At 63.2% G+C, this 24,458-nt stretch carries 23 protein-coding genes; 7 read left to right on the top strand and 16 right to left on the bottom strand.

What is annotated here, in order from left to right; translation table 11 throughout:
* Window positions 1-3 precede the first annotated feature (3 nt).
* Window positions 4-885, bottom strand: coding sequence for an S-methyl-5'-thioadenosine phosphorylase (locus tag ACETII_RS06690; protein WP_472787538.1), 882 nt, complete (start codon window positions 883-885; stop codon window positions 4-6).
* Window positions 886-1,368: 483 nt separating this feature from the next.
* Here ACETII_RS06690 and ACETII_RS06685 point away from each other — a divergent pair, with 483 nt between their 5' ends.
* The 5 genes from ACETII_RS06685 (at window position 1,369) to ACETII_RS06665 (ending at window position 6,415) form a co-directional block, all read left to right on the top strand.
* Complete coding sequence (locus tag ACETII_RS06685; RefSeq protein WP_363350104.1) at window positions 1,369-1,932, top strand: F0F1 ATP synthase subunit delta; 564 nt, start codon at window positions 1,369-1,371, stop codon at window positions 1,930-1,932.
* Entirely contained in the window at window positions 1,932-3,464 is a 1,533-nt protein-coding gene (atpA, locus tag ACETII_RS06680; RefSeq protein WP_363350103.1) for a F0F1 ATP synthase subunit alpha, read from the top strand. The genes ACETII_RS06685 and atpA overlap by 1 nt, the downstream gene beginning before the upstream one ends.
* A gap of 82 nt (window positions 3,465-3,546) precedes the next feature.
* Window positions 3,547-4,428 carry a F0F1 ATP synthase subunit gamma gene (locus ACETII_RS06675; RefSeq protein ID WP_363350102.1) on the top strand — a complete coding sequence of 294 codons (882 nt, stop codon included), beginning with the start codon at window positions 3,547-3,549 and terminating at the stop codon, window positions 4,426-4,428.
* A 25-nt stretch (window positions 4,429-4,453) separates the two neighbouring features.
* Window positions 4,454-5,881, top strand: coding sequence for a F0F1 ATP synthase subunit beta (gene atpD / locus ACETII_RS06670; RefSeq protein ID WP_363350101.1), 1,428 nt, complete (start codon window positions 4,454-4,456; stop codon window positions 5,879-5,881).
* A 132-nt stretch (window positions 5,882-6,013) separates the two neighbouring features.
* Complete coding sequence (locus ACETII_RS06665) at window positions 6,014-6,415, top strand: F0F1 ATP synthase subunit epsilon (protein ID WP_472787537.1); 402 nt, start codon at window positions 6,014-6,016, stop codon at window positions 6,413-6,415.
* A 73-nt stretch (window positions 6,416-6,488) separates the two neighbouring features.
* Here ACETII_RS06665 and ACETII_RS06660 read toward each other — a convergent pair whose 3' ends face one another.
* The 13 genes from ACETII_RS06660 to ACETII_RS06600 all read right to left on the bottom strand — a co-directional run bounded on the left by ACETII_RS06660 (window position 6,489) and on the right by ACETII_RS06600 (window position 20,884).
* Complete coding sequence (locus ACETII_RS06660) at window positions 6,489-7,736, bottom strand: cyclic nucleotide-gated ion channel (RefSeq protein ID WP_363350099.1); 1,248 nt, start codon at window positions 7,734-7,736, stop codon at window positions 6,489-6,491.
* Entirely contained in the window at window positions 7,733-10,402 is a 2,670-nt protein-coding gene (gene alaS / locus ACETII_RS06655; RefSeq protein WP_472787536.1) for an alanine--tRNA ligase, read from the bottom strand. Before alaS ends, ACETII_RS06660 begins: the two co-directional genes overlap by 4 nt.
* Before the next feature lie 218 nt (window positions 10,403-10,620).
* Window positions 10,621-11,688, bottom strand: a complete 1,068-nt coding sequence (recA, locus tag ACETII_RS06650) for a recombinase RecA (protein ID WP_363350097.1) — start codon at window positions 11,686-11,688, stop codon at window positions 10,621-10,623.
* A gap of 212 nt (window positions 11,689-11,900) precedes the next feature.
* Window positions 11,901-12,470 (bottom strand): methyltransferase domain-containing protein, encoded by a 570-nt coding sequence (locus ACETII_RS06645; protein WP_472788129.1) that lies wholly within the window; start codon window positions 12,468-12,470, stop codon window positions 11,901-11,903.
* Window positions 12,471-12,604: 134 nt separating this feature from the next.
* Window positions 12,605-13,786 (bottom strand): hypothetical protein, encoded by a 1,182-nt coding sequence (locus ACETII_RS06640; RefSeq protein ID WP_472787535.1) that lies wholly within the window; start codon window positions 13,784-13,786, stop codon window positions 12,605-12,607.
* A 558-nt stretch (window positions 13,787-14,344) separates the two neighbouring features.
* Window positions 14,345-15,163 (bottom strand): class I SAM-dependent methyltransferase, encoded by an 819-nt coding sequence (locus tag ACETII_RS06635; protein WP_472787534.1) that lies wholly within the window; start codon window positions 15,161-15,163, stop codon window positions 14,345-14,347.
* A gap of 63 nt (window positions 15,164-15,226) precedes the next feature.
* Entirely contained in the window at window positions 15,227-15,931 is a 705-nt protein-coding gene (locus ACETII_RS06630) for a pirin family protein (RefSeq protein WP_363350095.1), read from the bottom strand.
* Between the two features lie 63 nt (window positions 15,932-15,994).
* Window positions 15,995-17,212, bottom strand: a complete 1,218-nt coding sequence (locus ACETII_RS06625) for a PQQ-dependent sugar dehydrogenase (RefSeq protein ID WP_472787533.1) — start codon at window positions 17,210-17,212, stop codon at window positions 15,995-15,997.
* A gap of 118 nt (window positions 17,213-17,330) precedes the next feature.
* Complete coding sequence (locus tag ACETII_RS06620) at window positions 17,331-17,561, bottom strand: hypothetical protein (protein ID WP_363350093.1); 231 nt, start codon at window positions 17,559-17,561, stop codon at window positions 17,331-17,333.
* Window positions 17,562-17,614: 53 nt separating this feature from the next.
* Window positions 17,615-18,088, bottom strand: coding sequence for a nuclear transport factor 2 family protein (locus ACETII_RS06615; protein ID WP_472787532.1), 474 nt, complete (start codon window positions 18,086-18,088; stop codon window positions 17,615-17,617).
* Window positions 18,085-19,269 (bottom strand): GNAT family N-acetyltransferase, encoded by a 1,185-nt coding sequence (locus ACETII_RS06610; protein ID WP_472787531.1) that lies wholly within the window; start codon window positions 19,267-19,269, stop codon window positions 18,085-18,087. The genes ACETII_RS06615 and ACETII_RS06610 overlap by 4 nt, the downstream gene beginning before the upstream one ends.
* A 25-nt stretch (window positions 19,270-19,294) precedes the next feature.
* Complete coding sequence (locus ACETII_RS06605; protein ID WP_472787530.1) at window positions 19,295-20,554, bottom strand: serine hydroxymethyltransferase; 1,260 nt, start codon at window positions 20,552-20,554, stop codon at window positions 19,295-19,297.
* Window positions 20,555-20,644: 90 nt separating this feature from the next.
* Entirely contained in the window at window positions 20,645-20,884 is a 240-nt protein-coding gene (locus ACETII_RS06600) for a hypothetical protein (RefSeq protein ID WP_472787529.1), read from the bottom strand.
* A 180-nt stretch (window positions 20,885-21,064) separates the two neighbouring features.
* On the opposite strand from ACETII_RS06600, the gene ACETII_RS06595 reads away from it, so the two are divergent.
* Both ACETII_RS06595 and ACETII_RS06590 read left to right on the top strand, forming a co-directional pair.
* Window positions 21,065-21,211, top strand: coding sequence for a hypothetical protein (locus ACETII_RS06595; RefSeq protein ID WP_363350088.1), 147 nt, complete (start codon window positions 21,065-21,067; stop codon window positions 21,209-21,211).
* Between the two features lie 154 nt (window positions 21,212-21,365).
* Window positions 21,366-22,340: a putative antibiotic biosynthesis monooxygenase gene (locus tag ACETII_RS06590; protein ID WP_363350087.1), complete on the top strand. Its 975-nt coding sequence runs from the start codon at window positions 21,366-21,368 to the stop codon at window positions 22,338-22,340.
* 66 nt (window positions 22,341-22,406) lie between these two features.
* Here ACETII_RS06590 and ACETII_RS06585 read toward each other — a convergent pair whose 3' ends face one another.
* Together ACETII_RS06585 and ACETII_RS06580 are read right to left on the bottom strand one after the other, a co-directional pair.
* Complete coding sequence (locus tag ACETII_RS06585; RefSeq protein WP_363350086.1) at window positions 22,407-22,841, bottom strand: GlcG/HbpS family heme-binding protein; 435 nt, start codon at window positions 22,839-22,841, stop codon at window positions 22,407-22,409.
* Window positions 22,842-23,034: 193 nt separating this feature from the next.
* Complete coding sequence (locus ACETII_RS06580; RefSeq protein WP_472787528.1) at window positions 23,035-24,183, bottom strand: STAS domain-containing protein; 1,149 nt, start codon at window positions 24,181-24,183, stop codon at window positions 23,035-23,037.
* Window positions 24,184-24,458 lie beyond the last annotated feature (275 nt).

The raw sequence follows: 24,458 nt of genomic DNA, 5'->3' as shown, positions 1-24,458 counted from the left end.
GGGCTATTTGCCCGCAGCGTTCAGGCGCCCCATCACCGCGTCGAGCTTTCTCAGCAAAGCCGGGTCGCGCGCTTCCGGCGCCGTTAGAATGGCGTTGTCGAGCGCGCGGTCGGAGCCGATGGGGCATGGCTCGTGTTCGGCGGGGAAATCCTTGAGCACCCGCGCCACGAGACGCGCAGCCGCGGCCGAGTTCCTGCGCACGATCTCGATCACCGACGCCACGTCGACGTGATCGTGCTCGGGATGCCAGCAGTCGAAGTCGGTCACCATGGCGATCGTCGCGTAGGATATCTCGGCCTCGCGCGCGAGCTTGGCCTCGGGCATGGCCGTCATGCCGATGAGGTCGAAGCCCGCCGCCTTGTAGTGAAGCGATTCGGCGTAGGTCGAGAACTGCGGCCCCTCCATGCAGACGTAGGTCCCGCCGACCGCGATCTCGATCCCTTCCGCGCGCGCCGCTGCGGCGATGCGCCCCGACAGCAGCGGCGCGATCGGATGCGCCAGGGAGACATGCGCCACGCAGCCGTCGCCGAAGAACGACGACTGGCGCGCGAAGGTGCGGTCGACGAACTGGTCGACGAGCACGAAAAGGCCCGGGAAAAATTGGGATTTGAACGACCCGCAGGCGGAGACGGAAATGATGTCCGTGACGCCCGCGCGCTTCATCGCGTCAATATTGGCGCGATAGTTGATCGACGACGGGGCGAGCCGGTGGCCGCGGCCGTGGCGGGGCAGAAACACCGCCTTCGTGCCGCCGATCTCCCCGAAAACCAACTCGTCGGAGGGTTCCCCCCACGGCGTCGTGACCCGCTCCCGCCGCACATTCTCGGCGCCGGGCAGTTCGTAGACTCCTGAACCGCCAATGATGCCGACAACCGCGCGCGTCATGCGCCTCTCCCTTTGACAGTCGGCGCGAACGCCCGGGCGTCAACTTATCGCCGCGGCGCGCCGGAGGCAAAGAGCAGCTTGGCTTCATGGGCGCGCGTTTTTTCGACTGTCAAAATGCCGCAGGTCGCGGGGACCGCGGCGCGCTGGCGAGACCAAGAAGGCGGCGCCGGCGAGGTCTGAAAGAAACGCGGTTCGTAGCGCGGGAATCAGGAAATTCGCCGGCGTCCCATTCCGCCGCGCGCGCCGCCGCGCCAGGCGCGCAAAGGGTTTGCGCGGGCGCGTGATTGAAAACGAGGCGCCCGACAGGGTTGCGCCGCAAAATAGGCTGTGTTAGGGGACCCTCGCCCTGGGACTGGGGCGTTGCCGCTTTCAGTTCCTGCCCCTGCAGCATCCGTCGTTTCTAGGCTGACCGCGAAAAACGCGGCGCATTCTGTAGCGCCGTGGCCGGCGTTTGGAACGGCGGAAATTTGACGAGCGATCCAAGTGGCTCAAGACGGAGTTTCGCTTTCCGGCGTCGCAGGACGTTACGCCTCCGCCCTTTACGAACTGGCGTCGGAAAAGAGCGCCACAGACGAGGTCGCCGCGGCGCTCGCCGCGTTTCAGAGCCTCATGAACGATAGCCCCGACCTGAAGCGCCTGGTGAAGAGCCCGGTGTTTACGGCGCAGGAGCAGGTCAAGGCGCTCGACGCCGTTCTCGGCAAGGCCGGCGTTTCCGGCATCGCCGCCAATTTCATCCGGCTGGTCGCCTCCAAGCGCCGCCTCTTCGTCCTTCCCGACATGATCGCCGCCTATCAGGGGCTGCACGACAAGGCCAAGGGCCTCGTGCGCGCCGACGTCACCGTCGCCGCCCCGCTGCGTCCCGATCATGAGGCGGCGCTGCGCCAGGCGCTCGCCGCGGTCACTGGCGGCAAGTCGGTCAGCCTCAATGTTCGCACTGATCCGTCGGTCATCGGCGGCATTATCGTCAAACTCGGTTCGCGCATGGTCGACGCTTCCGTTCGCACCAAGCTCAACTCAATCCGCACACGCATGAAAGAGGTCGGCTGATGGATATCCGCGCCGCTGAAATTTCCGCGATCCTCAAGAACGAGATCGCCAACTTTGGCAATGAGGCCGAAGTCACCGAGGTCGGCCAGGTTCTGTCCGTCGGCGACGGCATCGCCCGAGTCTACGGCCTCGACAATGTCCAGGCCGGCGAGACCGTCGAATTCGAGAACGGCGTGCGCGGCATGGCGCTGAACCTCGAGAGCGACAACGTCGGCATCGTTATCTTCGGCTCCGACCGCGACATTAAGGAAGGCCAGACGGTCAAGCGCACCGGCGCCATCGTCGACGTGCCCGTCGGCAAGGAGCTTCTCGGACGCGTCGTCGACGCGCTCGGCAATCCGATCGACGGCAAAGGCCCGATCAAGGCGACCCAGCGCGCCCGCGTCGACGTCAAGGCGCCCGGCATCATTCCGCGCAAGTCGGTGCACGAGCCGATGGCGACCGGCCTCAAGGCCGTGGACGCGCTGATTCCGATCGGCCGCGGCCAGCGCGAGCTCATCATCGGCGACCGCCAGACCGGCAAGACCGCCATCGCGCTCGACACGATCCTGAACCAGAAATCGCTCAACGTCGAAGGCGCGCCCGAGAGCCAGAAGCTCTACTGCGTCTATGTCGCCGTCGGCCAGAAGCGCTCGACCGTCGCGCAATTCGTGAAGGTGCTCGAGGAGCGCGGCGCGCTCGAATATTCGATCATCGTCGCCGCGACCGCTTCCGATCCGGCCCCGATGCAGTTCCTGGCGCCCTTCGCCGGCTGCGCCATGGGCGAATATTTCCGCGACAACGGCATGCACGCCGTGATCATCTATGACGATCTGTCCAAGCAGGCCGTCGCCTATCGCCAGATGTCGCTGCTGCTGCGCCGCCCGCCGGGCCGCGAAGCCTATCCGGGCGACGTCTTCTATCTGCATTCGCGCCTGCTCGAGCGCGCCGCCAAGCTCAACGACGACCGCGGCGCCGGGTCGCTCACCGCGCTCCCGGTCATCGAGACGCAGGCCAACGACGTGTCGGCATATATTCCGACCAACGTGATTTCGATCACCGACGGCCAGATCTTCCTCGAGACGGATCTGTTCTACCAGGGCATCCGCCCGGCGGTGAACGTCGGTCTCTCCGTGTCGCGCGTCGGCTCCTCGGCGCAGACCAAGGCGACGAAGAAGGTCGCCGGCAAGATCAAGGGCGAATTGGCGCAGTATCGCGAAATGGCGGCCTTCGCCCAGTTCGGCTCCGATCTCGACGCGGTGACGCAGCGCTTGCTCAACCGCGGCGCGCGCCTCACCGAGCTCCTCAAGCAGCCGCAGTTCTCGCCGCTGAAGATGGAAGAGCAGACCTGCGTGATCTACGCCGGCGTCAACGGCTATCTCGATCCGCTGCCGGTCAACCGCGTCAAGGCCTTCGAAGACGGGCTGCTGACGATCCTGCGCACGCAGCACGCCGACATTCTCGAAAGCATCCGTTCGACGAAGGATCTGCCCGCGGAGACGGAAGCGAAGCTCAAGGGCGTGGTCGAAACTTTCGCGAAGTCCTTCGCCTGACGACCATTAGGGCCCTCTCCCCCTCGCGGGGAGAGGGGGAAACGCCTCCTAAGGGCGCGAACTCTCAGCAAGAAGCACGCTCATGCCCTCGTTGAAGGATCTTCGAAACCGGATTTCTTCCGTCAAGGCGACGCAGAAGATCACCAAGGCCATGCAAATGGTCGCGGCCGCCAAGCTGCGTCGCGCGCAGACCGCGGCGGAAGCCGCGCGTCCCTACGCCGAGCGCATGGAATCGGTGCTCGCCAATCTCGCCGCCGGCGTCACCGCCGGCGGTCCGCAGCTTCTCGCCGGCAACGGCCGCGACGATGTGCATCTTCTCGTCGTCGCGACGGCCGAGCGCGGCCTCTGCGGCGCGTTCAACTCCTCGATCGTGCGTCTCGCCCGCGACCACGCGCAGCGCCTTCAGGGCCAGGGCAAGACGGTCAAGATTCTCTGCGTCGGCAAGAAGGGCTACGACCAGCTGCGCCGCCAGTTCGAGAAAGAGATCGTCGAGCTTATCGAACTGCGCGGCCTGAAGCAGATCGGCTTCGAGAACGCCGACGACATCGGCAAGAAGATCATCGCCATGTTCGAGGCGGGCGAATTCGACGTCGCCACGCTGTTCTTCTCGAAGTTCAAATCGGTCATCGCGCAGCTCCCGACCGCGCAGCAGCTCATTCCGGCCCAGATCGCCGCGAACGAGAACGCGCCCGCGCAGGAAGGCCCGCAGCCGACCTACGAATATGAGCCCGGCCAGGACGAGATTCTCTCGACCCTGCTGCCGCGCAATATCTCGGTTCAGGTGTTCCGCGCGCTGCTCGAGAACGCCGCCTCCGAACAGGGCGCGCGCATGAGCGCGATGGACAACGCCACGCGCAACGCCGGCGACATGATCCGCAAGCAGACGACCCTCTACAACCGGTCGCGGCAGGCGATGATCACCAAGGAACTCATCGAAATCATCTCGGGCGCCGAAGCGCTCTGACCGCTAAAATAGACGAGGACGTAACATGGCCGCCAACAAGCCCACGGGCCGCATCACCCAAGTCATCGGCGCCGTCGTCGACGTGAAGTTCGACGGCCACCTGCCCGAGATTCTCAACGCGCTCGAGACGACGAACCAGGGCCAGCGCCTGGTGCTCGAAGTGGCCCAGCATCTCGGCGAGAACTCCGTGCGCACCATCGCCATGGACACGTCCGAGGGTCTGACCCGCGGTCAGGAAGTCACCGACACGGGCGCGCCGATCTCGGTGCCGGTCGGCGAGGAGCTGCTCGGCCGCATCATCAACGTCATCGGCGAGCCGGTCGACGAGGCCGGTCCGGTGAAGTCGAGCGGCGTCCGCGCCATCCATCAGCCGGCCCCCTCCTACGCCGAACAGGCGACGGAAGCGCAGATTCTCGAGACCGGCATCAAGGTCGTCGACCTGCTCGCGCCTTACGCCAAGGGCGGCAAGATCGGCCTGTTCGGCGGCGCCGGCGTCGGCAAGACCGTGCTCATCATGGAGCTCATCAACAACGTCGCCAAGGCGCACGGCGGCTACTCCGTCTTCGCCGGCGTCGGCGAGCGCACGCGCGAGGGCAACGACCTCTATCACGAGATGATCGAGGGCGGCGTCAACAAGAAGGGCGGCGGCGCCGGCTCCAAATGCGCGCTGGTCTATGGCCAGATGAACGAGCCGCCGGGCGCCCGCGCCCGCGTCGCGCTCACCGGCCTGACCGTCGCTGAAGAGTTCCGCGACAAGGGCCAGGACGTGCTGTTCTTCGTTGACAACATCTTCCGCTTCACCCAGGCGGGTTCGGAAGTGTCGGCGCTTCTCGGCCGCATCCCCTCGGCGGTGGGCTATCAGCCGACGCTCGCGACCGACATGGGCGCGCTGCAGGAGCGCATCACGACGACGACCAAAGGCTCGATCACCTCGGTGCAGGCCATTTATGTGCCGGCCGACGACTTGACCGACCCGGCGCCGGCCACTTCCTTCGCCCATCTCGACGCCACGACCGTGCTGTCCCGCTCCATCGCGGAAAAGGGCATCTATCCGGCCGTCGATCCGCTCGACTCGACGTCGCGCATGCTCTCCCCGGCGATCGTCGGCGAAGAGCACTACGACGTCGCCCGCCGGGTGCAGTCGACGCTGCAGCGCTACAAGTCGCTGCAGGACATCATCGCGATCCTGGGCATGGACGAACTCTCGGAAGAGGACAAGCTCGTCGTCGCCCGCGCCCGTAAGATCGAGCGCTTCCTCTCGCAGCCGTTCCACGTCGCGGAAGTCTTCACCGGCTCGCCGGGCAAGCTCGTCGCGCTGGCGGATACGATCAAGGGCTTCAAAGGCTTGGTCGAAGGCGAATACGACCACCTCCCCGAGGCCGCCTTCTATATGGTCGGCTCCATCGAGGAGGCGATCGAAAAGGCCGCCAAGCTCGCCAAGGAAGCGGCGTAAGGCAAAGAACGTCGGAGCCGGACTCGATCCGGCCACCCGCCGTTTGCTTTTTGTGGATGGCCGGGTCGCGCCCGGCCATGACGCGCCGAACAACGGCGCCATCCCCATCGAAGACCCCCGCCGGAGACCGACATGCCCGCTTTTCACTTCGAACTCGTCTCTCCCGAGAAGCTCCTGTTTTCGGGCGACGTCGAAAGCGTCGTGGCGCCGGGCGCCGAGGGCCAGTTCACCGTCCTCAAGGATCACGCGCCGGTGATGACCACCCTCAAATCCGGCGTTGTGACGGTCGCGGGCGGCGACGGAAAGGTCGAGAAGCTTTTCGTGCGCGGCGGATTCGCCGACGTGAACGCCGCCGGCTTCACCATTCTCGCCGAGCTGGCCGTGCCGCTTGACGAGGTCGATGTCGCCAAGCTCGACGCCGACATCAAGAACGCCCGCGAGGACGTCGCTGACGCCAAGTCCGACGACGTCCGGCAGGTCGCCAGCGAAAAACTGGCGCAGCTCGAGGAGCTGCGCGCCTCCGTCGGCGCGTAAGAGCAGCTTTTTTCCATCGTCGCGGCGCTCCGATCCCTCGATCGGAGCGCTTTTGTTTTGGCGCGGGCGCAGCCTATTCGACGCCATCGCCCTCGACGGGAGCGGCGGGCTGGGTGAGTTCGGCCTCGATCATGTCGCCATGCTGGGACTCGGCCGAAAGCTCCTTGCGGCTGGCGGCGACGCTACGGATAGCCTCGCCGACCTCCGGATTGCGCACGATCAGCGACTGTAGATCGTAGGCGTCGAGAATGAGGAGCTTCGTCGGCTCGACGGCGCGAACATTGGCGGAGCGCCGCGCCTTGTGCAGAATGGCCATCTCTCCAAAGAACTGACCCGCCCCGAGCCGCACGGCCTCGTTCGGTAGCTCGATCTCCACTTCGCCTTCCGCGATGAAATACATGGACTGCGCAAGATCGCCGCGTCGCACGATCAAGGTCCCCGCGGGCACGGACTGGGCGCTCAGATAGCGCATGATCTCCGCAATGGAGCTGGCGCCCAGCGTGCGAAATAAGGGCACGCTCGCAACCATGCTCCAGGTGACGACGAATTCGCGGCGGTGTATTTCCTCGGCGAAAGCCGTCGCAACGATGCCGACCGGCAGGCCCAGCATCACATAGCCCATTACCATCGTCACCGAAGCGATCATGCGCCCGGCGACGGTCACGGGCGTGACGTCGCCATAGCCCACCGTGGTGATCGTCACGATCGCCCACCACATCGCGGCGGGAATCGAGCCGAACGCCTCCGGCTGCGCGTCCTGCTCGGCGATGTGGATCGCGCTCGCCGAGAACAGCACCGCGCCAAACAACAGGATCGCCGTCGCCACCAGAGCCTTGCGCTCCGCCTCCATCACGGCGACCAGCGTCCGAATTCCCGCGGAGTAACGCGCCAGCTTGAAGAAGCGCAGCAGCCTCAGCAGCACCATCACCCGGAGGTCTGAGGTGATGAAAAAGGAGAGGTAGAAGGGCAGGATCGTCAGGAGGTCGATGATCGCCGATCCGGAGACGATGAAGGCCAGTCGCGCCGAGACGGGCGTGCGTTCGGCGTAGGGCGTGTGTTCCGGCGACGACCACAGCCGCAACAGATATTCGATGGTGAAGCCGACGACGGCGATATATTCGATCGCGTGAAACAGCCGGTTGAATTTGCGGTCGTATTCCGGCACCGACTCGAGAACGACCGCAATGACGGACAAGGCGACGAGGGTGACGAGGGCGCGATGGACATAGCGGGTGGTCCAGTCATGCCCGCCGCCGTCGAGAATCACATGCACGCGGCGGCGGGCGCGATAATACCAGCTGCGTCCGACCGCCGTCTTCACTGCGCCGCCTTGCCCCTCAAGGCGTCTTCGACCGAGGCGAGGGCCTGATCGATCGCCGCCGCATTTGGACCGCCCGCCTGCGCGAGATCGGGCCGCCCGCCGCCGCCCTTGCCGCCGAGCGCCACGCTCGCGACGCGGACGAATTCCACCGCGCTGTATTTTTCGGTGAGGTCGTCCGTGACGCCGACGACGATTCCCGCCTTGCCGTCGGGCGAAGCGCTGGCGATGGCGACGACGCCCGAGCCGATGCTTTTCTTCGCGTCGTCGACCAGCGACTTCAGATCCCGGGCGTCGATCCCCTCGACCGCGCGGGTCAAGAGCTTCACCCCGCCAATGTCGCGCGCCTCGGGGCCAGCCCCATCGCCGCCGCCGCCGCCCATTGCGAGCTTGCGCTTGGCCTCGGCGAGTTCGCGTTCGAGCCGCTTGCGCTCGTCCATGATCTGCGCCAGCCGGCTCGGCGCGTCTTCGACAGGGGCGCGCATCAGGCTCGCAATGTCCTGCAGCGCGCGAGACTGCGACGTCAGATAGCTGCGGGCGCCCTCGGCGGTGCGCGCCTCGATGCGCCGGACGCCGGAGGCGACCGCGCCCTCGCTGGTGATCGCCAAAAGGCCGATGTCGCCGGTTCGCGCGACATGGGTGCCGCCGCAGAGCTCGACCGAGAAGGCGTGGTGAACGCCGGGATCGGGACGACCCATGGAGACGACGCGGACCTCATCGCCATATTTCTCGCCGAACAGCGCGCGGGCGCCCGACTCGATCGCCTCGTCCTGCGCCATCACGCGGGTGTCGACAGGCGCATTGTCCTGGATGATTTCGTTGGCCAGCGTTTCGATCTGCTCGAGCTCCTCTGCGGTGAGGGGCTTGGGATGGGTGAAATCGAAACGCAGGCGCTCGGGCGCGACGAGCGATCCCTTCTGCGCGACATGGTCGCCGAGAACCTGGCGCAGCGCCTCGTGGAGAATATGCGTCGCGGAGTGATTGGCGCGAATAGCCTTGCGGCGATCGTGATCGACGTCGAGTTCGAGCGCGAGGCCGGGCGTCAATTCGCCCTCTTCGAGGACGCCTTCGTGGACGATGAGGTCGCCGAGCTTTTTTAGCGTGTTTTCGACGCGGAAGCGCAGCCCCTTGCCGCGCATGACGCCGACGTCGCCGATCTGGCCGCCGGATTCGCCATAAAAGGGCGTCTGATTGAGGATGACGGCCCCGCGCTGGCCCTGCTTGAGCGCGAAGGCCTCCGCGCCGTCATGGACGAGGGCCGTGACCACGCCTTCGCTTTTCTCGGTGTCGTAGCCGAGGAATTCGGTCGCGCCGAGACGCTCCTTGAGGGCGAACCACAGCGTTTCGGTCGCGGTCTCGCCCGAACCCGCCCAGGCCTTGCGCGCCTCGGCGCGCTGGCGCTCCATGGCGGCGTTGAAGGCGTCCTTGTCGACGACGATGCCGCGCGGCCGCAGCGCGTCCTCCGTCAGGTCGAGCGGGAAGCCGTAGGTGTCGTAGAGTTTGAAGGCGGTTTCGCCCGAGAACTTGGCGCCCGTTCCGAGGCCGGCGGTCTCGTCGTCGAGAATGGCGAGACCACGCGCGAGCGTCGCGCGGAAGCGGGTCTCCTCGGTCTTCAGCGTATCGACGATGAGCGCCTGGGCGCGGATGAGTTCGGGATAGGCCTGGCCCATTTCGGCGACGAGCGTCGGCACGAGGCGCCACATCAAGGGCTCCTGCGCGCCGAGGATCTGCGCGTGACGCATGGCGCGGCGCATGATCCGGCGCAGCACATAGCCGCGGCCTTCATTGGACGGGGTCACGCCGTCGGCGACCAGGAAGGAGGAGGCGCGCAAGTGGTCGGCGATGACGCGATGGCTCGCCGCCTGCGGCCCGTTGACAGGCGCGCCGGTGAAGTCGGCCACCGCGCCGGTGAGGGCGCGGAACAGGTCGATCTCGTAATTCGAGGTCACGCCCTGCATCAGGGCCGAGATGCGCTCGAGACCCATGCCGGTGTCGATCGACGGGCGCGGCAGCGGCGCGCGGCTCCCCGGCGCAACCTGCTCATACTGCATGAACACGAGGTTCCAGAACTCGAGGAAGCGGTCGCCGTCCTCGTCAGGGCTGCCGGGCGGCCCGCCTGCGAGCGCCTCGCCCTGGTCGTAGAAGATTTCCGAGCAGGGGCCGCAGGGGCCCGTGTCGCCCATGCTCCAGAAATTGTCGGAGGAGGCGATGCGGATGATGCGGCTCTCATGGAAGCCGGCGATCTTCTTCCAAAGGTCATAGGCTTCGTCGTCGTCGTGATAGACGGTGACGAGCAGACGGTCGACGGGGAGCTGGAACTCCCGGGTGATCAGGCCCCAGGCGAGCTCGATGGCGCCTTCCTTGAAGTAATCGCCGAAGGAAAAATTCCCCAGCATTTCGAAGAAGGTGTGGTGACGCGCGGTGTAGCCGACGTTGTCGAGGTCATTGTGCTTGCCGCCGGCGCGCACGCATTTCTGCGCGGAAGCCGCGCGGGCCTGGTGACGCTTCTCGACCCCGGTGAACACGTTCTTGAACTGGACCATGCCCGCATTGGTGAACATGAGGGTCGGATCATTGTGCGGGACAAGCGGAGAGGACGCGACTTTCTCGTGGCCGTTGCGCACGAAATAGTCGAGGAATGCGGAGCGTATCTGGTTGACGCTGCTCATTTTGCGTCTCTCTGAAGGCGACCGGGCGCGCCCGGTCATATGGTGAAAACTTTGCCGGGCGGAAGGCCGTCCCGCCGACGGCCCGCGTCGCGATGGGCCGGATGCAAGCCCGCGCGCGCCGCCTGTTGCGGCCGGATATGCCAGTCCGGGAGCGTTTCGGCAATGAAAAAGGCCCGACGGGCGGGCCTTCGATCGGTAAAGTGGAGAAGGGCGCCGGATTACTCGTCGTCGTCGGGTCCGCCGGCGTCGAGAATCTTTTCGGCGATGAGGCCGGCGTTTTCGCGGATCGCCTGCTCGATGCGGCTGGCGGCCTCCGGATTCTGCCGCAGAAAGGCCTTGGCGTTCTCGCGACCCTGGCCGAGCCGCTGGCTGTCGTAGGAAAACCAGGCGCCCGACTTTTCGACGACTCCGGCCTTGACGCCAAGGTCAATGAGCTCGCCGACCTTGGAGACGCCTTCGCCATACATGATGTCGAATTCAACTTGCTTGAACGGGGGCGCGACCTTGTTCTTGACGACCTTGACGCGGGTCTGGTTGCCGATCGTCTCGTCGCGCTCCTTGATCGCGCCGATACGGCGGATGTCGAGACGGACCGAAGCGTAGAACTTCAGCGCATTGCCGCCCGTCGTCGTCTCCGGCGAGCCATACATCACGCCGATTTTCATGCGGATCTGATTAATGAAGATGACGAGCGTGTTGGAGCGCGAGATCGAACCGGTGAGCTTGCGCAGCGCCTGGCTCATCAGCCGCGCCTGCAGCCCCGGCTGCACCTCGCCCATCTCGCCTTCGATCTCGGCGCGCGGCGTCAGCGCGGCGACCGAGTCGACGACGAGCACGTCGACCGCGCCCGAGCGCACCAGCGTGTCGGTGATCTCGAGCGCCTGCTCGCCCGTGTCGGGCTGGGAAATCAAAAGCTCGTCGAGATTGACGCCGAGCTTGCGGGCGTAGACGGGGTCGAGCGCATGTTCGGCGTCGACGAAGGCGCAAACGCCGCCGGCCTTCTGGGCCTCGGCGATGACATGCAGGGTGAGCGTCGTCTTGCCCGAGGATTCGGGGCCATAGATTTCGACCACTCGGCCGCGCGGCAGGCCGCCGACTCCGAGCGCAATGTCGAGGCCGAGCGAGCCCGTGGAAATGGTCTCGATCTCGACGGCCTTCTGGTTCTTGCCGAGCCGCATGATCGAGCCCTTGCCGAAGGCGCGCTCGATCTGCGACAGGGCGGCGTCAAGCGCCTTGGTCTTGTCCACGGACGATCCTTCCACGAGGCGGAGATTGGCTTGGCTCACGGCTTGAAATCCTTCTGGCACGAATCGACGGACGTGGGCAACGTGCTGGAACGCTATTGTGCATGATTTGTTCTAGACGCCAAGTTCTTTTTTCGTTCTTTTATTAGGAAGAGTATGTCGAGAAGATGTGCCAACCTTAGCTAGATGTTTACGATAATGGCTCGCCGTGGGAAGGTTCTCTTGGATGAAACGCAGATTAGTCCGAGTTCAAGTTACGGTTGAGCCCATTTCTGAACAACATAGCCTCTTACTACAGGCATGGCAGGGTTATCAGATACTCTCAACTTAGGTGAGATTAAACCATTCAGGCTCGCTAATGACATACCTTCAGTCTCGGTTATCCTTAAGCCGGCGTCAGTGATCAAGTCTTTCTGCGCAGCTTGATCCGGAATCAATGAGGGGACCCAAACTCTGTGGCCATCACGTAAAACAAACTCGGCCTTGGCTTGTTCGCCCTGACTACGAAATCGCGAGGCCCACTCAGGGGAAGGCGTAGTAAATAAACATACTCCGCGAGGCCGTAGAAGGCGGCTTACTTCCTCCCAAAACTCAAGGTTATTGTAAGGGTCGCCTAAAGAACTGACGATCAAATCAAACCTTTCTGAGGGGAAGGGAACTTTTGTGGCGCTCGCCAGCAAGAGGTGCGCGCCAGCATTACTTAAGTGTTTTGAGTACGAAAGCATCTTTAGCGAGTTATCAAGTAGAAACAAACGATCTAGAGGAAGTCCCGCGAAAAGTAGCGCTGTAGCAGCCGTCGATGCGCCCGCGCCAACTTCAAGAATGGAAGCAGCCGGAAAATATGAACGAAGACGAGGAACAATAAATGCTCGGCTAAGCTCATTGAAGTTTCCACATGTCGGATGCGATTGCGAGTCGTAGTATTCTGATGCGACGACATCATAATCTGAAGTGGGGCTCAGCTTCGTTCCTCCATAATTACCAGATTGGGCGCTGCAAGACGTAATGGGGCCATTGTTCGAGCAACTGCATTTGCAAGATTTATCACCTCTGGCTCCCCTTCGAGCAACCCTGCGACCTCCGTTGCGGCACGATCATCTCCATATGCAAGCTCGCGCGTTGAGTCGATGTATAGGACGCCGACAGCTACGTTTCCATCCGCTTGGCTTCTTAGAAGCACACAAAGATCGGCCGGACGGGAGGTCCGAGAGGCACTTTGGGCCTCCTCCCGTGTCATACCCCACTCCTTTACTAACTGCTCTTCTGGGGTCCCGGGACTGAAAGCATTGCCCTCACCCAGAGACATCCCAATTCGCCAAGCGCGCCCCATGGAGCCAAAACGTTGCGAAAACCTGCGCCCCTGTTTTTTTGTTCCCTGTCGAGGAAAATAGTCGGTGATTTGATATAAATACTGCTTGAAAACGATGTCTTGCACATGGACCGTCGACCGATGGTTGCTTCTCTCAAATTCCATGCCTCGGGATTGAAGCACTCTCGGCAGAGCTCTTGTGAAAACCATTTGAAGGTGTTGGTCCAGATTCTGAACCGATGCTGAGCGAATGTACTCTTCATCTGCTTTTCGTGTTAATTCATCAATTGAACCCCTCAAGTAATCTCGAATTTTGTCCGCAACCTCCGCATTAACTTCCATTTCGACCCCACCGGCACTTATTTTTCTAATCAATTTAGGTGCCAATTTGAGCGAAGCACGAATTTCCTTAGATAGAACCCAAGCAACTACAATAATCGTGAGGGGCCATGCCAAGGCTTTAATTGCCTCGACCCAGTCACTCGGGCCGTCGTTGGTTTCCTTTATCTCCTTCGATGTGGTTTCTTTTACCTCTTTGGAGATTTGAGGGGCATTGTTGAATCCTTCAGCCCACGGAGCGCCGGTTTTAACCGACTGAGTAAGTATGGAGGGGATTGGCGCGGGCTGCACAATGGCATTTGTCCCCGGCCTCGTTCGAATGTCAGTACTCGTCGAGTTACGCGCGATCGCAGATTTCTGCGCGAAAAAAGATAAGATTACGGCCGAAAAAATCGCCGCCGCCGAGACCGATAGGGGTCCAAATCGAATGCCGAGGAAAGTCCGAATCACAAGAAAGATTGCTTCGATGGGGGAATTTTTGTTAGTTTTCATCCACACCTCTGAGTACGAAGTCTTACCTCGACCACACGTTCGCTAAAGAGCGGCATAATTTGTAGAAGTAGTTTTCCCCATGGAGGATCCGGTTGGAATGTTAATTCATGACCGGTCTTTGGGACAGCGGCTTGGCGCTCGCCCGAGCCCTGGTCGGGGTAGGGCATGAGGGCGCGCACTGAGCACGACGGCGGGCGTTGGCGGGCGATATACCGGCGAACGAATGCGACCGGGCCTCGCTGCCGCGGATTCCCGATGAGATGCTGGCTACTTCGCACCCGGTATGTCCGCTCGGCGGCTAAGGGCGTTCGGGTTCGAGGTGCTCGCCGCAGCAGGCGCGCCGCTGACGCGGGTCCAAGAGTTCGCCGGTCAGCTGCCAATATAGAGCGCCGCAATTTCGAAAATGAATTGCGCTGCGCCAGGCTCCTACTTGCCTCAGGAAAAGCATCCTAAAAGAGAAGTGCCGAGCTCATGCTAGATGGTATATTTTCTTGTTATCTCTTCACCCCCTTCGTTCTTTTCCCAAGCCTCCCGTCCTGAAGAGAAAATCGTTTTGACTCAAACTTCTCTGTAACCACAGCGCAAATGCAGCGGAACCCTGAGCGGCGCGGCCGGCGGATCGGCCCGCCACGCGGCGTCCAGCGCCTTATCCACAAGGGCGAGCGGGTCGCGCCCTAGCCGCTCCCGATATTTGCGCACGGCCGACCAGGTCGAGAGGAAGCGGACGAGACCCTTCTTCGAGTCGGCGATCGGCGTCGTGAAGGCGGGGCTCTCGCGCTCGGGGAAGGGAAAGGGCAGGGTGCGGTAGCCGCTGAAGTAATAATGCGACGTCTCTCCCCAGAACGCGCCGAGAATGTCGGTCTTGAGCCGTTCCAGCACGGCGTCGAGCGCTGGGCGGCCGGTCCAGGGCCAGTCATAGGTCCAGGCCGCAAGAACGCCGCCGGGCTTCAGGGCGCGCCGGGCCAGCGGGTAGAATTTGGCGAGGTCGAACCAGTGCAGCGAGCAGGCGCAGGCGATGAGGTCGACGGCGTCAACGAGGCCAGGGTCGTCCTCCGCGGCGGCGAGGCGGTAGTCGATATTGGGCCGTTTCGGCGCCAAGGCCAATTGCCGCGGGTCGCGCTCGGTGGCGAGCACGCGGTCGAAATGGGGCGAGAGCCCCAACGCCGCCTGGCCGCTGCCGGCGCCGCAATCCCAGGCGAGGCCCCGCGCGGGGGCGGCTTCGGCGAGCCAGGCGAAAAGCGCCTCGGGATAATCCGGTCGAAACGCTGCATATTCCGCCGCGTTCTCGCCAAAGAGCAGCGATTGCCCGTCGTCCGCCTTCACAGCCTCTCCGAAGCCTGCCGTGGTTGCGCGCGCAGCGACGCAAGCCTGCGCCACGTCGCCGCTTTTCTAAATTCGCCGCCTCGCGCCGACGAGGCGGCGAACTTATGCCTTCATGTCTCACATGCGCATGTTGAAGAGAAGCGCCTCCGCCTCGTTGACCCCCTCGAGGCGCAGTTCATCCGCTTCCGTCACGCCGACGCCGTCGCCGGCGGCGAGCCGCTCGCCATTCACGAGGAGGTCGCCGCGCGCGACCTGCACCCAGGCGCCTCGTCCCGGCGCCAGATGCAGCGTCACATTTTCCCCTGCGCCGAGACGTGTCGCATAGAGATCGACGTCGCGATGGAGGGTGAGCGCCCCGTCGCGGCCGTCGCGGGAGGCGATCAGCCGCAACCGCCCGCGCAGCTCCGCCGCGGGGAAGGCCTTCTGCTCATAACCGGGGGCGAGGCCTTCGCGCTCCGGCAAAATCCAGATTTGCAGGAAATGCGCCGGCTCGCGGTCGGAAGCGTTGAATTCGCTGTGGCGCACGCCCGTCCCCGCGGTCATGCGCTGGGCTTCGCCGGGACGCAGAACGCCGCCGCCGCCGGTGCTGTCCTGATGCTCCAGCGCGCCCTCGAGCACATAGGAGATGATCTCCATGTCGCGATGAGGATGCGTCGGAAAGCCGCCGCCCGGCGCGACGCGATCCTCGTTGATCACCCGCAAGGGCCCGAAGCCCATATGCGCCGGATCGTAATAGTCGCCGAAAGAAAAGCTGTGCCGGCTGTCGAGCCAGCCGAGCCGGGCCGCGCCGCGCGCGTCCGCCTTACGGATCGCCATCTGCATGTTTCGATCTCCTGTCCGAGACGAAACATGGTTCCCGCCAGGCCCGGCGCCAATGGCGCCGCTTCAATTGCGGGCGATGGGGCTCGGGCGGTAGCGAATGCGGTAGACGGCGCCGTTCTGGTCGTCGGTGACGAGCAGGGCGCCGTCCGGAGTCTGCGCCACGTCGACCGGCCGGGCGAGATAGGGCGTGACGCCCTTGTTCCAGCCCTCAAGGAAGGGTTCGCTTCGCCCGGCTCTGCCATCGGGCCCAACGGGCGTGAACATCAGCCTTGCGCCGAGCGGCGGCTCGCGGCCGCCGGAGCCATGCTGGGCGGAGAAGATCCCGCCCCGGTATTTCTCGGGAAAAGCCGCGCCCGTGTAGAAGATCATGCCGAGGTCGGCCGCGTGCGGCGCCTCTTCGACTTCCGGAAAGACGACGCCATCCGGCGGCGGCTCGTCGGCATATTGAGGCGTGCGGGCGTGGCCGCCGCCATACCAGGGAAAACCGAAATGCAGGCCGGCGACGGGCGCGCGATTGAGCTCGCCGGGCGGCGTGTCGTCGCCCATTTCGTTCGACTGATTATCGGTAAACCACAGCGCGCCGTCGGCGGGGTTGAAGTCCATGCCGACGGAATTGCGTATGCCGCGTGCGAAGACGTCGCGCGCTGACCCGTCCTTGTTCATCCGAACGACGCCGCCAATGCCGGTTTCGTCGTAGAGCGCCAGCTTTTCTTTCGGCGCAACGTCATAGGGCTGGCCGAGCGACACATAGAGCTTGCCGTCGGGTCCAATGCGGCACATGCGCGAGGTGTGCGCGTCGCTTTCCTCGTCGCTTGGAATGAGCGCGCCTTTTTCGACGACGACCGTCTTCTCGGGCTTGCGCCAATTGTTCTCGGCGTCGGCGAAACGCAGGATCCGGTTGCGCTCGGCGACATAGAGCGACCCTGCGTCGTCGAAGCAGAGGCCGTGCGGCCGATCGAAGTCGACGCCCGACGCGAAGAAGCCGACGGAGGACGCGCCGTCGACGCCAGGCCCCAGCACATAAATGCGGTTGTCGGCGCCCGTGCCGATGAAGATCGCCTTGCCCTGCGGCCCCACCGCGATGCTCCGCGCGCCCGGCGCCCGCGCATAGAGCGAGATGGCGAAGCCGTCCGGGAGGCGCGTCTCCTTCAGCAGGGCGTCGATGTCGCTCGCGCTTTTCGCGTGCGGCGCGGGGTTGGAAAATCGCGCGAGCGCGACCGCGCAAAGGAGGGCGAAAGAGGCGTAGGACATCGGCCGCATGGCTTCCTCCAGGAAGCTCATGAAAATCGTGGCGATGCGCCTTTGTTCCGTGCTGCAAGACGACCGAGGGCGCCTGCGACAACGAGGCGTCTCTAAAGGTCGCGCTTCATCAGCGCGCCCTAAACGGCAGATTCGCGGTTCAGGGCGACGGAAGCAGGTAGAGCGCGGCGGCCATGACGGCGCCGCAAGCGAGCGCGCTGAACAGAAGGGGAGCAATCCTTCGCAAACCCTTTGCGTCTTCGGCCGGCGTCGCGCAATGCGCCTTCGATCCGCTGAAGCGAGGCAGCAGTCGATGCGCGACGACGCAGCCGCCGAGGCCACAGATTGCGGCGACAGCGATTCCAACGGCAAGCGGCGCGGCGAGGGACATGAGCGTCTCCGATCGTTCCCGGCATCTTCGCGCGCGGGCGCTCGCCCGTCAAATCACAGGCCGAGGTCGGAGAGGCCGGGATGGTCCTTGGGACGCGGGCCGAGCGGCCAGCGATATTTGCGCTCGGCTTCGCTGATCGGCTGGTCGTTGATGCTCGCAAAGCGCAGGCGCATCAGACCGTTTTCGTCGAACTCCCAATTCTCGTTGCCATGCGAGCGAAACCAGTTGCCCGAATCGTCGCGCCATTCGTAGGCGAAGCGCACGGCGATGCGATTGTCGGCGCAGGCCCACAGTTCCTTGATGAGGCGATAATCGAGCTCGCGCGCCCATTTGCGCGTCAGAAATTCGACGATTTGCCGGCGCCCGACCGGAAACTCGGCGCGATTGCGCCAACGGCTGTCGATCGTATAGGCGAGCGAGACGCGCTCGGGATCGCGCGTGTTCCAGGCGTCCTCCGCCATGCGCACTTTTTGCATGGCGGTTTCGCGCGTAAACGGCGGCAGCGGCGGTCGTTGCGTCTCGCTCATGAGGTCCTCTCCTCTCTTGTCTCTTTCATATTGTTGCGGAACGGCAGCGCGGCTTCCTGCTCGGCGATCATGGCGTCGACCTCGAGGCGCTCGCGCCGGCAATAGTCGGCGATGGCGGCGCCGAAGCCCTTGTCGACGAAGTCATGCGCCGACCAGGTGAGAACCGGACGATAGCCCCGCGCAAGCTTGTGCTCGCCCTGCGCGCCCGCCTCGACGCGCTTGTAGCCGTGCCCGATCGCATGCTCGATCGCCTGGTAATAGCAGACCTCGAAATGCAGAAAGGGACGCTCGACGAGCGCGCCCCAGTTGCGGCCGTAGATCGCGTCGTCGCCCAGGAAGTTGATTGCGCCTGCAATATATTCGCCGCCTTCGCGCGCCATCACCAGCAGGAGGCGCTCCGCCATCGTCTCGCCGATCATGTCGAAGAATGCGCGTGTGAGATAGGGCCGGCCCCATTTACGCGCGCCCGTGTCCATGTAAAAGGCGAAGAAAGCGTCCCAATGCGCGGGCTTTATTTCGGCGCCGGCGAGACGCTCGATGACGAGGCCGGTTTGCGCCTCGCGTCTTTCCCGACGGATCGCCTTGCGCTTGCGGCTCGCCAGCGCGTCGAGAAAATCATCGAAGTCGCGATAGTCTTCGTTGGTGAAATGGAATTGTTCGCCGGCGCGCAGCGTAAAGCCCGCGGCGCGCAGAGTCTCGGCCTCTGACGGCGTCGCGAAGGAGATGTGCAGCGACGACGCTTCCAGGGCCTGTCGCAGGCCGCGCAGCGCGCCGATCAAAGCCGCCGAAGCGCCGTGGGGCGCGCCGTCTGCGACGAGCAGCCGTCGCCCGGTGACGGGCGTGAAGGGCGACGCGACCTGAAGCTTGGGATAATAGCGCCCGCCCGCGCGCTCATAGGCCTGCGCCCAGCCTTGGTCGAACACATATTCGCCGAGACTGTGCGACTTGAGATAGGTCGGCGCGCAGGCGACGAGACGCCCAGTCGCGTCCTCGACCAGCACGTGAACGGGCGCCCAGCCGGTCTTGCGCCCCACGGAGCCGGAGCGTTCGAGCGCCTGGAGGAAGGCGTAGGAGACGAAGGGATTATGGGGCGCGCCCCGTGGGTTGGCGCAGGCGTCCCATGCAGCGGCGCCGACGCTTTCGAGGGACTGAACGATACGCGCCGAGAGTTCGAGAGCCATGACCGCCGCAGTTTGACAAGTCTCGTCAGTAAATAGGAAACGCCCGGCAAAGCGCCAGCACGTCGTCGCGCGCCGCGGCGATGAGCGAGCGGTCTGTGGGATCGGCGACGACGCCTGCAATCCACGCGCCGATCTGCCGGAATTCGGCGGGGCCGAAGCCGCGCGTCGTGCCGGCGTTGCTGGACAGCCGCAGGCCGGAGGGCGCCTCGGGCGGCCGCGGATCGAAGGGGATCAGATTCTTGTTGACCGCGAGACCGGCCGTCTCGAGCGCTTTGGCGGCGACGTCGCCGGTGACGCCGGTCGCCGACAGATCGACGAGGATCAGCCCCATATCCGTGCCGCCGGCGACGATGCGCAGGCCTGCCGCGTCCAAAGCATGGGCAAGCGTGCGCGCGTTGTCGAGCACGGCTTCGTTATAGGCGCGAAAGTCGGGGCGCAGCGCCTCGCCGAGGCAGGCCGCCTTGCCGGCGACGGCGTGCAGCATCACCGAGCCCTGAACGCCCGGAAAGATCCCGGCGTTGATGCGGCTCGACAAGGCGTCGTCGTTCCACAAAACCAGGCCGCCGCGCGCGCCGCGCAGGGATTTGTAGGTCGTCGTCGTCACGACATGGGCGTGCGGAAAGGGGTGCGGATAGAGTCCTGTGGCGACGAGCCCGGCGAAATGCGCCATGTCGACGAGAAGAAAGGCGCCGACCTCATCCGCAATGGCGCGCAGACCCGCGAAGTCGATCGCCCGCGGATAGGCGGAGCCGCCGGCGACGATCATCCGCGGGCGCGTCTTGCGGGCGAGGTCGCGCACCTCGCCGAGGTCGATCGTCTCCGTGACGCGGTTCACGCCGTAATGGGCAATCTTGTAGTCGCGTCCGGTCAGCGTCGCGGGATGGCCATGGCTGATATGCCCGCCCGCCGCGACATTCATGGAGAGGATCGGATCGCCGAGTTCGAGGAGGCCAAGAAACACGCCGGCGTTGGCGTTCGAGCCCGAATGCGGCTGCACATTGGCGAAGCGGCAGCCGAAAAGTCTTTTGGCGCGCGCGACGGCGAGGCTTTCGATGGCGTCGGCGAATTGAGCGCCGCCGTAATAGCGCGCGTAAGGCGCCCCCTCGACCGTCTTGTTGGTGAGCGCCGAGCCTTGCGCTTCCAGCACCAGGCGCGAGACGATGTTTTCAGAGGCGATCAGCTCGATTCCCTCGCGCTGACGCGAAAGCTCGCCCTTGATCAGGTCGGCGAGTTCGGGATCGGCGTCGACGCCGCGGGTGAAGTAACCCTCCGGGGGATGGGGCATGGCCGCTCCAATGCGCAGACTCTTATTCACATTCCCGAATCGTTCGCGACGTCGATCGTCGCGTAGGAGCGCAATAGTCCGCGGAAAGGCCTATTCGCTCAATTTGCCGAAGGGCTCCGCCGGAAGTTTCAATCCCTTCCCAAAAGGATCGCTCGCGGCGATCCAGCAGTGGACCGTCCGATAGCATGTCGCGCCCGTGATGCGGTTCCTGTGCCAAACTCCGCCGGGCAGCGTTTCAAACAGATACGCCCAGCCGCCTACTATAGAGAGGCCAATGAACACGACGACGAATGCAAAGACGCCCCTTTTTCCGTCGAGCCAGTGCAGCATTTCATTCCTCCGCTTTTCTTGTTGATAACATACCCTGACAAAAATCCAATTGTTCCAATGCTCAATCAACGCGCTTCAAAGAGATGGCGGCCTTGGCCCGGTTGCAGGATTCGAGCGCTTGGTTAATGATAAGAGCGTCCACCAATTACGGTGATGCTTATTTCTCTCCGAGAGGTCAAAATGGCCGTCGTCAGCAGCAGCTTGTTCAAACCGGCCGGTCTTCGCGCCACCGTCTCCGTCGGGACGGCCGCGCTCACCATTTTCGCCGCGTTCTTTCTAGGGGTCGTGGCGCGTTTCGGGTTTGACCACGCGCTCCCGGCTTTTTGAGTAGGAAGTTGGGAAGAGCATGGGATTCTGATCATTGGGGCAAGCGAGACCAAGAACAGTTCGCAATTGATTTCGTCTCTCCGACAATCTTCCGGCTAGGCAGGGAAATCGCCGGAACGCCTCCGCTGTCAGGATTAGTCGGACCAGGATTTCGATGACGCCAAGGGAATGCTCCCCCACTGACGGCCCCGTCGCGCTGGTGATCCAGCAGCGAATCGCGGACGCCGACAGCGAAACCTACGCCATGCTGTTGTCTCGGATCGCCACGAGGTTGCGGAACTGGCCGGGCTTTACCCGTCAGGAGGTGGTGGCGCCGAACCCTCCAACTCAGGTTGACTGGATCGAAATCGAGTATTTTTCTTCCGCCGAATCTGCCCGCTTATGGCTGCAGAGCGGCGAACGGGCGATCCTTCTTGCCGATGCCCGGCAATATGTGGTGGGTCAGGAAGATCTTCAGCTGCTCTCGGATACGAGCCGCGGGCAAGCCCGCGTGGCTTCCGTGATGATTTCACACCGCGTTGAGCCGGAAGACGAAGGCGTCTTTCTGTCCTGGCAACATGATATCCAGGCGGCCGAAGCCAGGTTCAAGGGTTTCTTGCGCCACAAAATTGAAAGACCCTTGCCAGGCGTTCAAAGCAGTTGGGTTACAATTGTCGCCTTTGACTGCGACGCCAACCTCGAGAATTGGCTCAACTCTTCCGAAAGGGCCGCTCTTCTCATGAAGGGGGATAAATTTCAGCGCAGCATGACCGTGCGTCGAAACAATTATGGTTTTGATTTCTGGTTTTCTCCCGACGATCGTGCTCCCGAGGACAAGCATGTGATCATGAAGCAGAACATGGTTGTCCTGCTCGTGCTGTATCCGGTCGTTTACCTTTGGGGTTACTTTATCGGAGGTCCTTTGTTGGACGCCCGCCACGCCCCGCCCTGGCTGAGTCTGTTCATCGGGAATCTCATCAGCACGCAGCTCCTGGGCTGGTGGATCGCGCCTTGGGCGTTCAACAAGCTCGAGTGGTGGATGAAGCCGGACGCATCGACAGGATGGAACATCGCCGGATACGCGCTCGTCATTTTGTTGTACGGCGCATCGATGGCCCTGTACGCCGTCTTGCTGGGCGGCATAGGGTGACAGGCGCGGCCTGATCGCCGCGCCGTCGAGCGAGCTCTTCCTCTTAGTGAGAGAGCGCAGTTGATCTCAGGTCCGCCAAGGATGTTCCGGTAGATCGCAAACGCCGATGGCGCCGCCGCCGGCCTGCGCGACGGCATGATCATTCTCGACCGAGCTGCCCGACACGCCGATTGCGCCGATCATGACCCCATCGACGTCCACGATGGGAAGGCCGCCCGGAAAAGTTATAAGCCCGTCGTTTGACTGTTCGATCGCGTAGAGCGGGCCGCCGGGCTGCGAGAGCTTGCCGATCTGACCGGTGGGCATGCCGAAGAAGACTGCCGTTTTCGCTTTCTTCATCGCGATGTCTATGCTGCCAACCCAAGCGTCGTCCATGCGATAAAAGGCCTTGAGATTAGCGCCGGAATCGACAATGGCGATGCACATCTGCGTATTGAGTTCGAGAGCGCGCTTCCTCGCGGCCTCAATGGCCTTTTCTGCCTGTTCGATCGTCACATGCATTTTCGCCTATCCTCTTTACGCGTCCGGCAGGGCGACCCCAGGGGGACCTCAGCCCGCACCCAAAGCCCTTCCTAGATGGCCACTCGGGCTCGCTTTTCAACCCCTAGGCTTCGGCTGCCAAAGGAACGCCCGGCGGCTCCGCCCGATTAGTTGATCTCCAAGCGAAGCCTCTCTGTCGAATAATTGAGAAGGCTTACAAACTGGAGCGCATCTTCGGCAAGAGCGCGTCTCGCACCACCTCGATCATTCGCGATCGCATGTAGGGCAGGAAGGTAATGGTGTAGATCGCCCGCAATGACGCCAGGAAATATCGGTTCTGTTGAAAAAACGCGTAATCCGCAGCGCCCTTGTCGGCGAAATAAGCCGAGATGAAACTATCACACAATTGCAAGCCCTGATCCGAGGGCATCTTGGTGACCAACTCGCAAAAGCCGAGTTCGGGAAGCCCGTAGATCATGTAGATGAGGCCCAAGTCGAACAAATAGCTGCCGATAGACAAATCCCCCATGTCGATGATGATCGGCTCGCTGTTTCGGATCATGACGTTGCTCGAATGGAGATCGAAATGAACGCAATTTTCGCTATCGGGAATAGCGCGAAGACGCTCAAGCAGAAAATCGACGTCTGACCCCTCGAGAAAGGCGCTCGTTTGCCCGATGTAGTCCAGAAACTGGTCCTTGATGCGCGGAAAAATCCCGGGATCGCCTTTGATCGAATGCACGCTTTTCGCAATATCGGAAAGCATCCGCCCGTATTTGGCTGTGTTTAGAGGGTCGTCTTTGATGATGGCGCTGAAAAGCTCAGCATCGACCATCTCATACACGATGCCGGTTCGTCCTCCATAAGCGACGACGTCGTAGGAGAGGGCGGTCGGTATGCCGAGAAGAAAGGCAGCCTTCGCAAATTGCTTTTCTTTCTCCGCAACGCCGGGATCGACCCCGTCACGATACAATTTGACAACCGTTTCTGAGTCGAGGCGATAACAATCGCCACATGCGCCGGCGGAAATCAGTTCCGCCCCTTCGAGTGAAATCGAGCGCGGCGTCTTCCGGAGGCGCAGGATCTGATCCAAGCCAGTGACTTCGAATACGGAAAAGACCAGAGCCGAGACATTCGCCAGCGACAGAGCGTAGCCTTTGCGGGCGAGATCGCGATGCGCGATGAGCAGCACGCGAAGTCCCGCGCTGGAGACATATTCGCAGTCAGCCATATCGAGCGTGATCGCGCCGTCCGTACGCTCAATCGCCGCGGCGAGCGACGCGCTCGTTTCATTGTCTATACGCCCCGCGAGGCGCAGGACGGTTGGCGTGAGATTTTGGCAGACGACGATTTCGAGGCCCATGCGACGCGTCCTGGCGCAAGCAAGATCAATTGATGTAAATACCTCCCCGGTCAGGAAAAGTCTCCATAGAAGATGATCGAGCGCCCGGCGGTTTCTTTCTCGAACGTCCGACTCGCGGGGACGCACGGGCGTTGATTTTGTTGCTGGACGATTTTTCGACGACGGGCGCTTTCGCGTCTGGCGCGATGGCTCCTCTTCAACAATCGAACTCGGCGCTTGTTCGCTTGACGCCCGCCGCGTGCGTTGGCGCACACACGAGACGGGCGCGCTTCCCT

This window comes from Methylocystis sp. NC52PC (assembly GCF_055698645.1).
The sequence above is the reverse complement of the archived record's forward strand: the minus strand, read 5'-3'. Positions and strand labels throughout refer to the sequence as shown.

What these genes read in the sequence shown, in the direction of transcription:
- ACETII_RS06690 (WP_472787538.1), bottom strand. Translation starts at nt 885, where the DNA reads ATGACGCGCGCGGTTGTCGGCATCATTGGCGGTTCAGGAGTCTACGAA.
- ACETII_RS06595 (WP_363350088.1), top strand. Translation starts at nt 21,065, where the DNA reads ATGGCCGTCGTCAGCAGCAGCTTGTTCAAACCGGCCGGTCTTCGCGCC.
- ACETII_RS06640 (WP_472787535.1), bottom strand. Translation starts at nt 13,786, where the DNA reads ATGAAAACTAACAAAAATTCCCCCATCGAAGCAATCTTTCTTGTGATT.
- ACETII_RS06590 (WP_363350087.1), top strand. Translation starts at nt 21,366, where the DNA reads ATGACGCCAAGGGAATGCTCCCCCACTGACGGCCCCGTCGCGCTGGTG.
- ACETII_RS06675 (WP_363350102.1), top strand. Translation starts at nt 3,547, where the DNA reads ATGCCCTCGTTGAAGGATCTTCGAAACCGGATTTCTTCCGTCAAGGCG.
- ACETII_RS06620 (WP_363350093.1), bottom strand. Translation starts at nt 17,561, where the DNA reads ATGTCCCTCGCCGCGCCGCTTGCCGTTGGAATCGCTGTCGCCGCAATC.
- ACETII_RS06605 (WP_472787530.1), bottom strand. Translation starts at nt 20,554, where the DNA reads ATGCCCCATCCCCCGGAGGGTTACTTCACCCGCGGCGTCGACGCCGAT.
- ACETII_RS06665 (WP_472787537.1), top strand. Translation starts at nt 6,014, where the DNA reads ATGCCCGCTTTTCACTTCGAACTCGTCTCTCCCGAGAAGCTCCTGTTT.
- ACETII_RS06600 (WP_472787529.1), bottom strand. Translation starts at nt 20,884, where the DNA reads ATGCTGCACTGGCTCGACGGAAAAAGGGGCGTCTTTGCATTCGTCGTC.
- ACETII_RS06630 (WP_363350095.1), bottom strand. Translation starts at nt 15,931, where the DNA reads ATGCAGATGGCGATCCGTAAGGCGGACGCGCGCGGCGCGGCCCGGCTC.
- alaS (WP_472787536.1), bottom strand. Translation starts at nt 10,402, where the DNA reads ATGAGCAGCGTCAACCAGATACGCTCCGCATTCCTCGACTATTTCGTG.
- ACETII_RS06625 (WP_472787533.1), bottom strand. Translation starts at nt 17,212, where the DNA reads ATGAGCTTCCTGGAGGAAGCCATGCGGCCGATGTCCTACGCCTCTTTC.
- atpA (WP_363350103.1), top strand. Translation starts at nt 1,932, where the DNA reads ATGGATATCCGCGCCGCTGAAATTTCCGCGATCCTCAAGAACGAGATC.
- ACETII_RS06615 (WP_472787532.1), bottom strand. Translation starts at nt 18,088, where the DNA reads ATGAGCGAGACGCAACGACCGCCGCTGCCGCCGTTTACGCGCGAAACC.
- ACETII_RS06610 (WP_472787531.1), bottom strand. Translation starts at nt 19,269, where the DNA reads ATGGCTCTCGAACTCTCGGCGCGTATCGTTCAGTCCCTCGAAAGCGTC.
- atpD (WP_363350101.1), top strand. Translation starts at nt 4,454, where the DNA reads ATGGCCGCCAACAAGCCCACGGGCCGCATCACCCAAGTCATCGGCGCC.
- ACETII_RS06585 (WP_363350086.1), bottom strand. Translation starts at nt 22,841, where the DNA reads ATGCATGTGACGATCGAACAGGCAGAAAAGGCCATTGAGGCCGCGAGG.
- ACETII_RS06580 (WP_472787528.1), bottom strand. Translation starts at nt 24,183, where the DNA reads ATGGGCCTCGAAATCGTCGTCTGCCAAAATCTCACGCCAACCGTCCTG.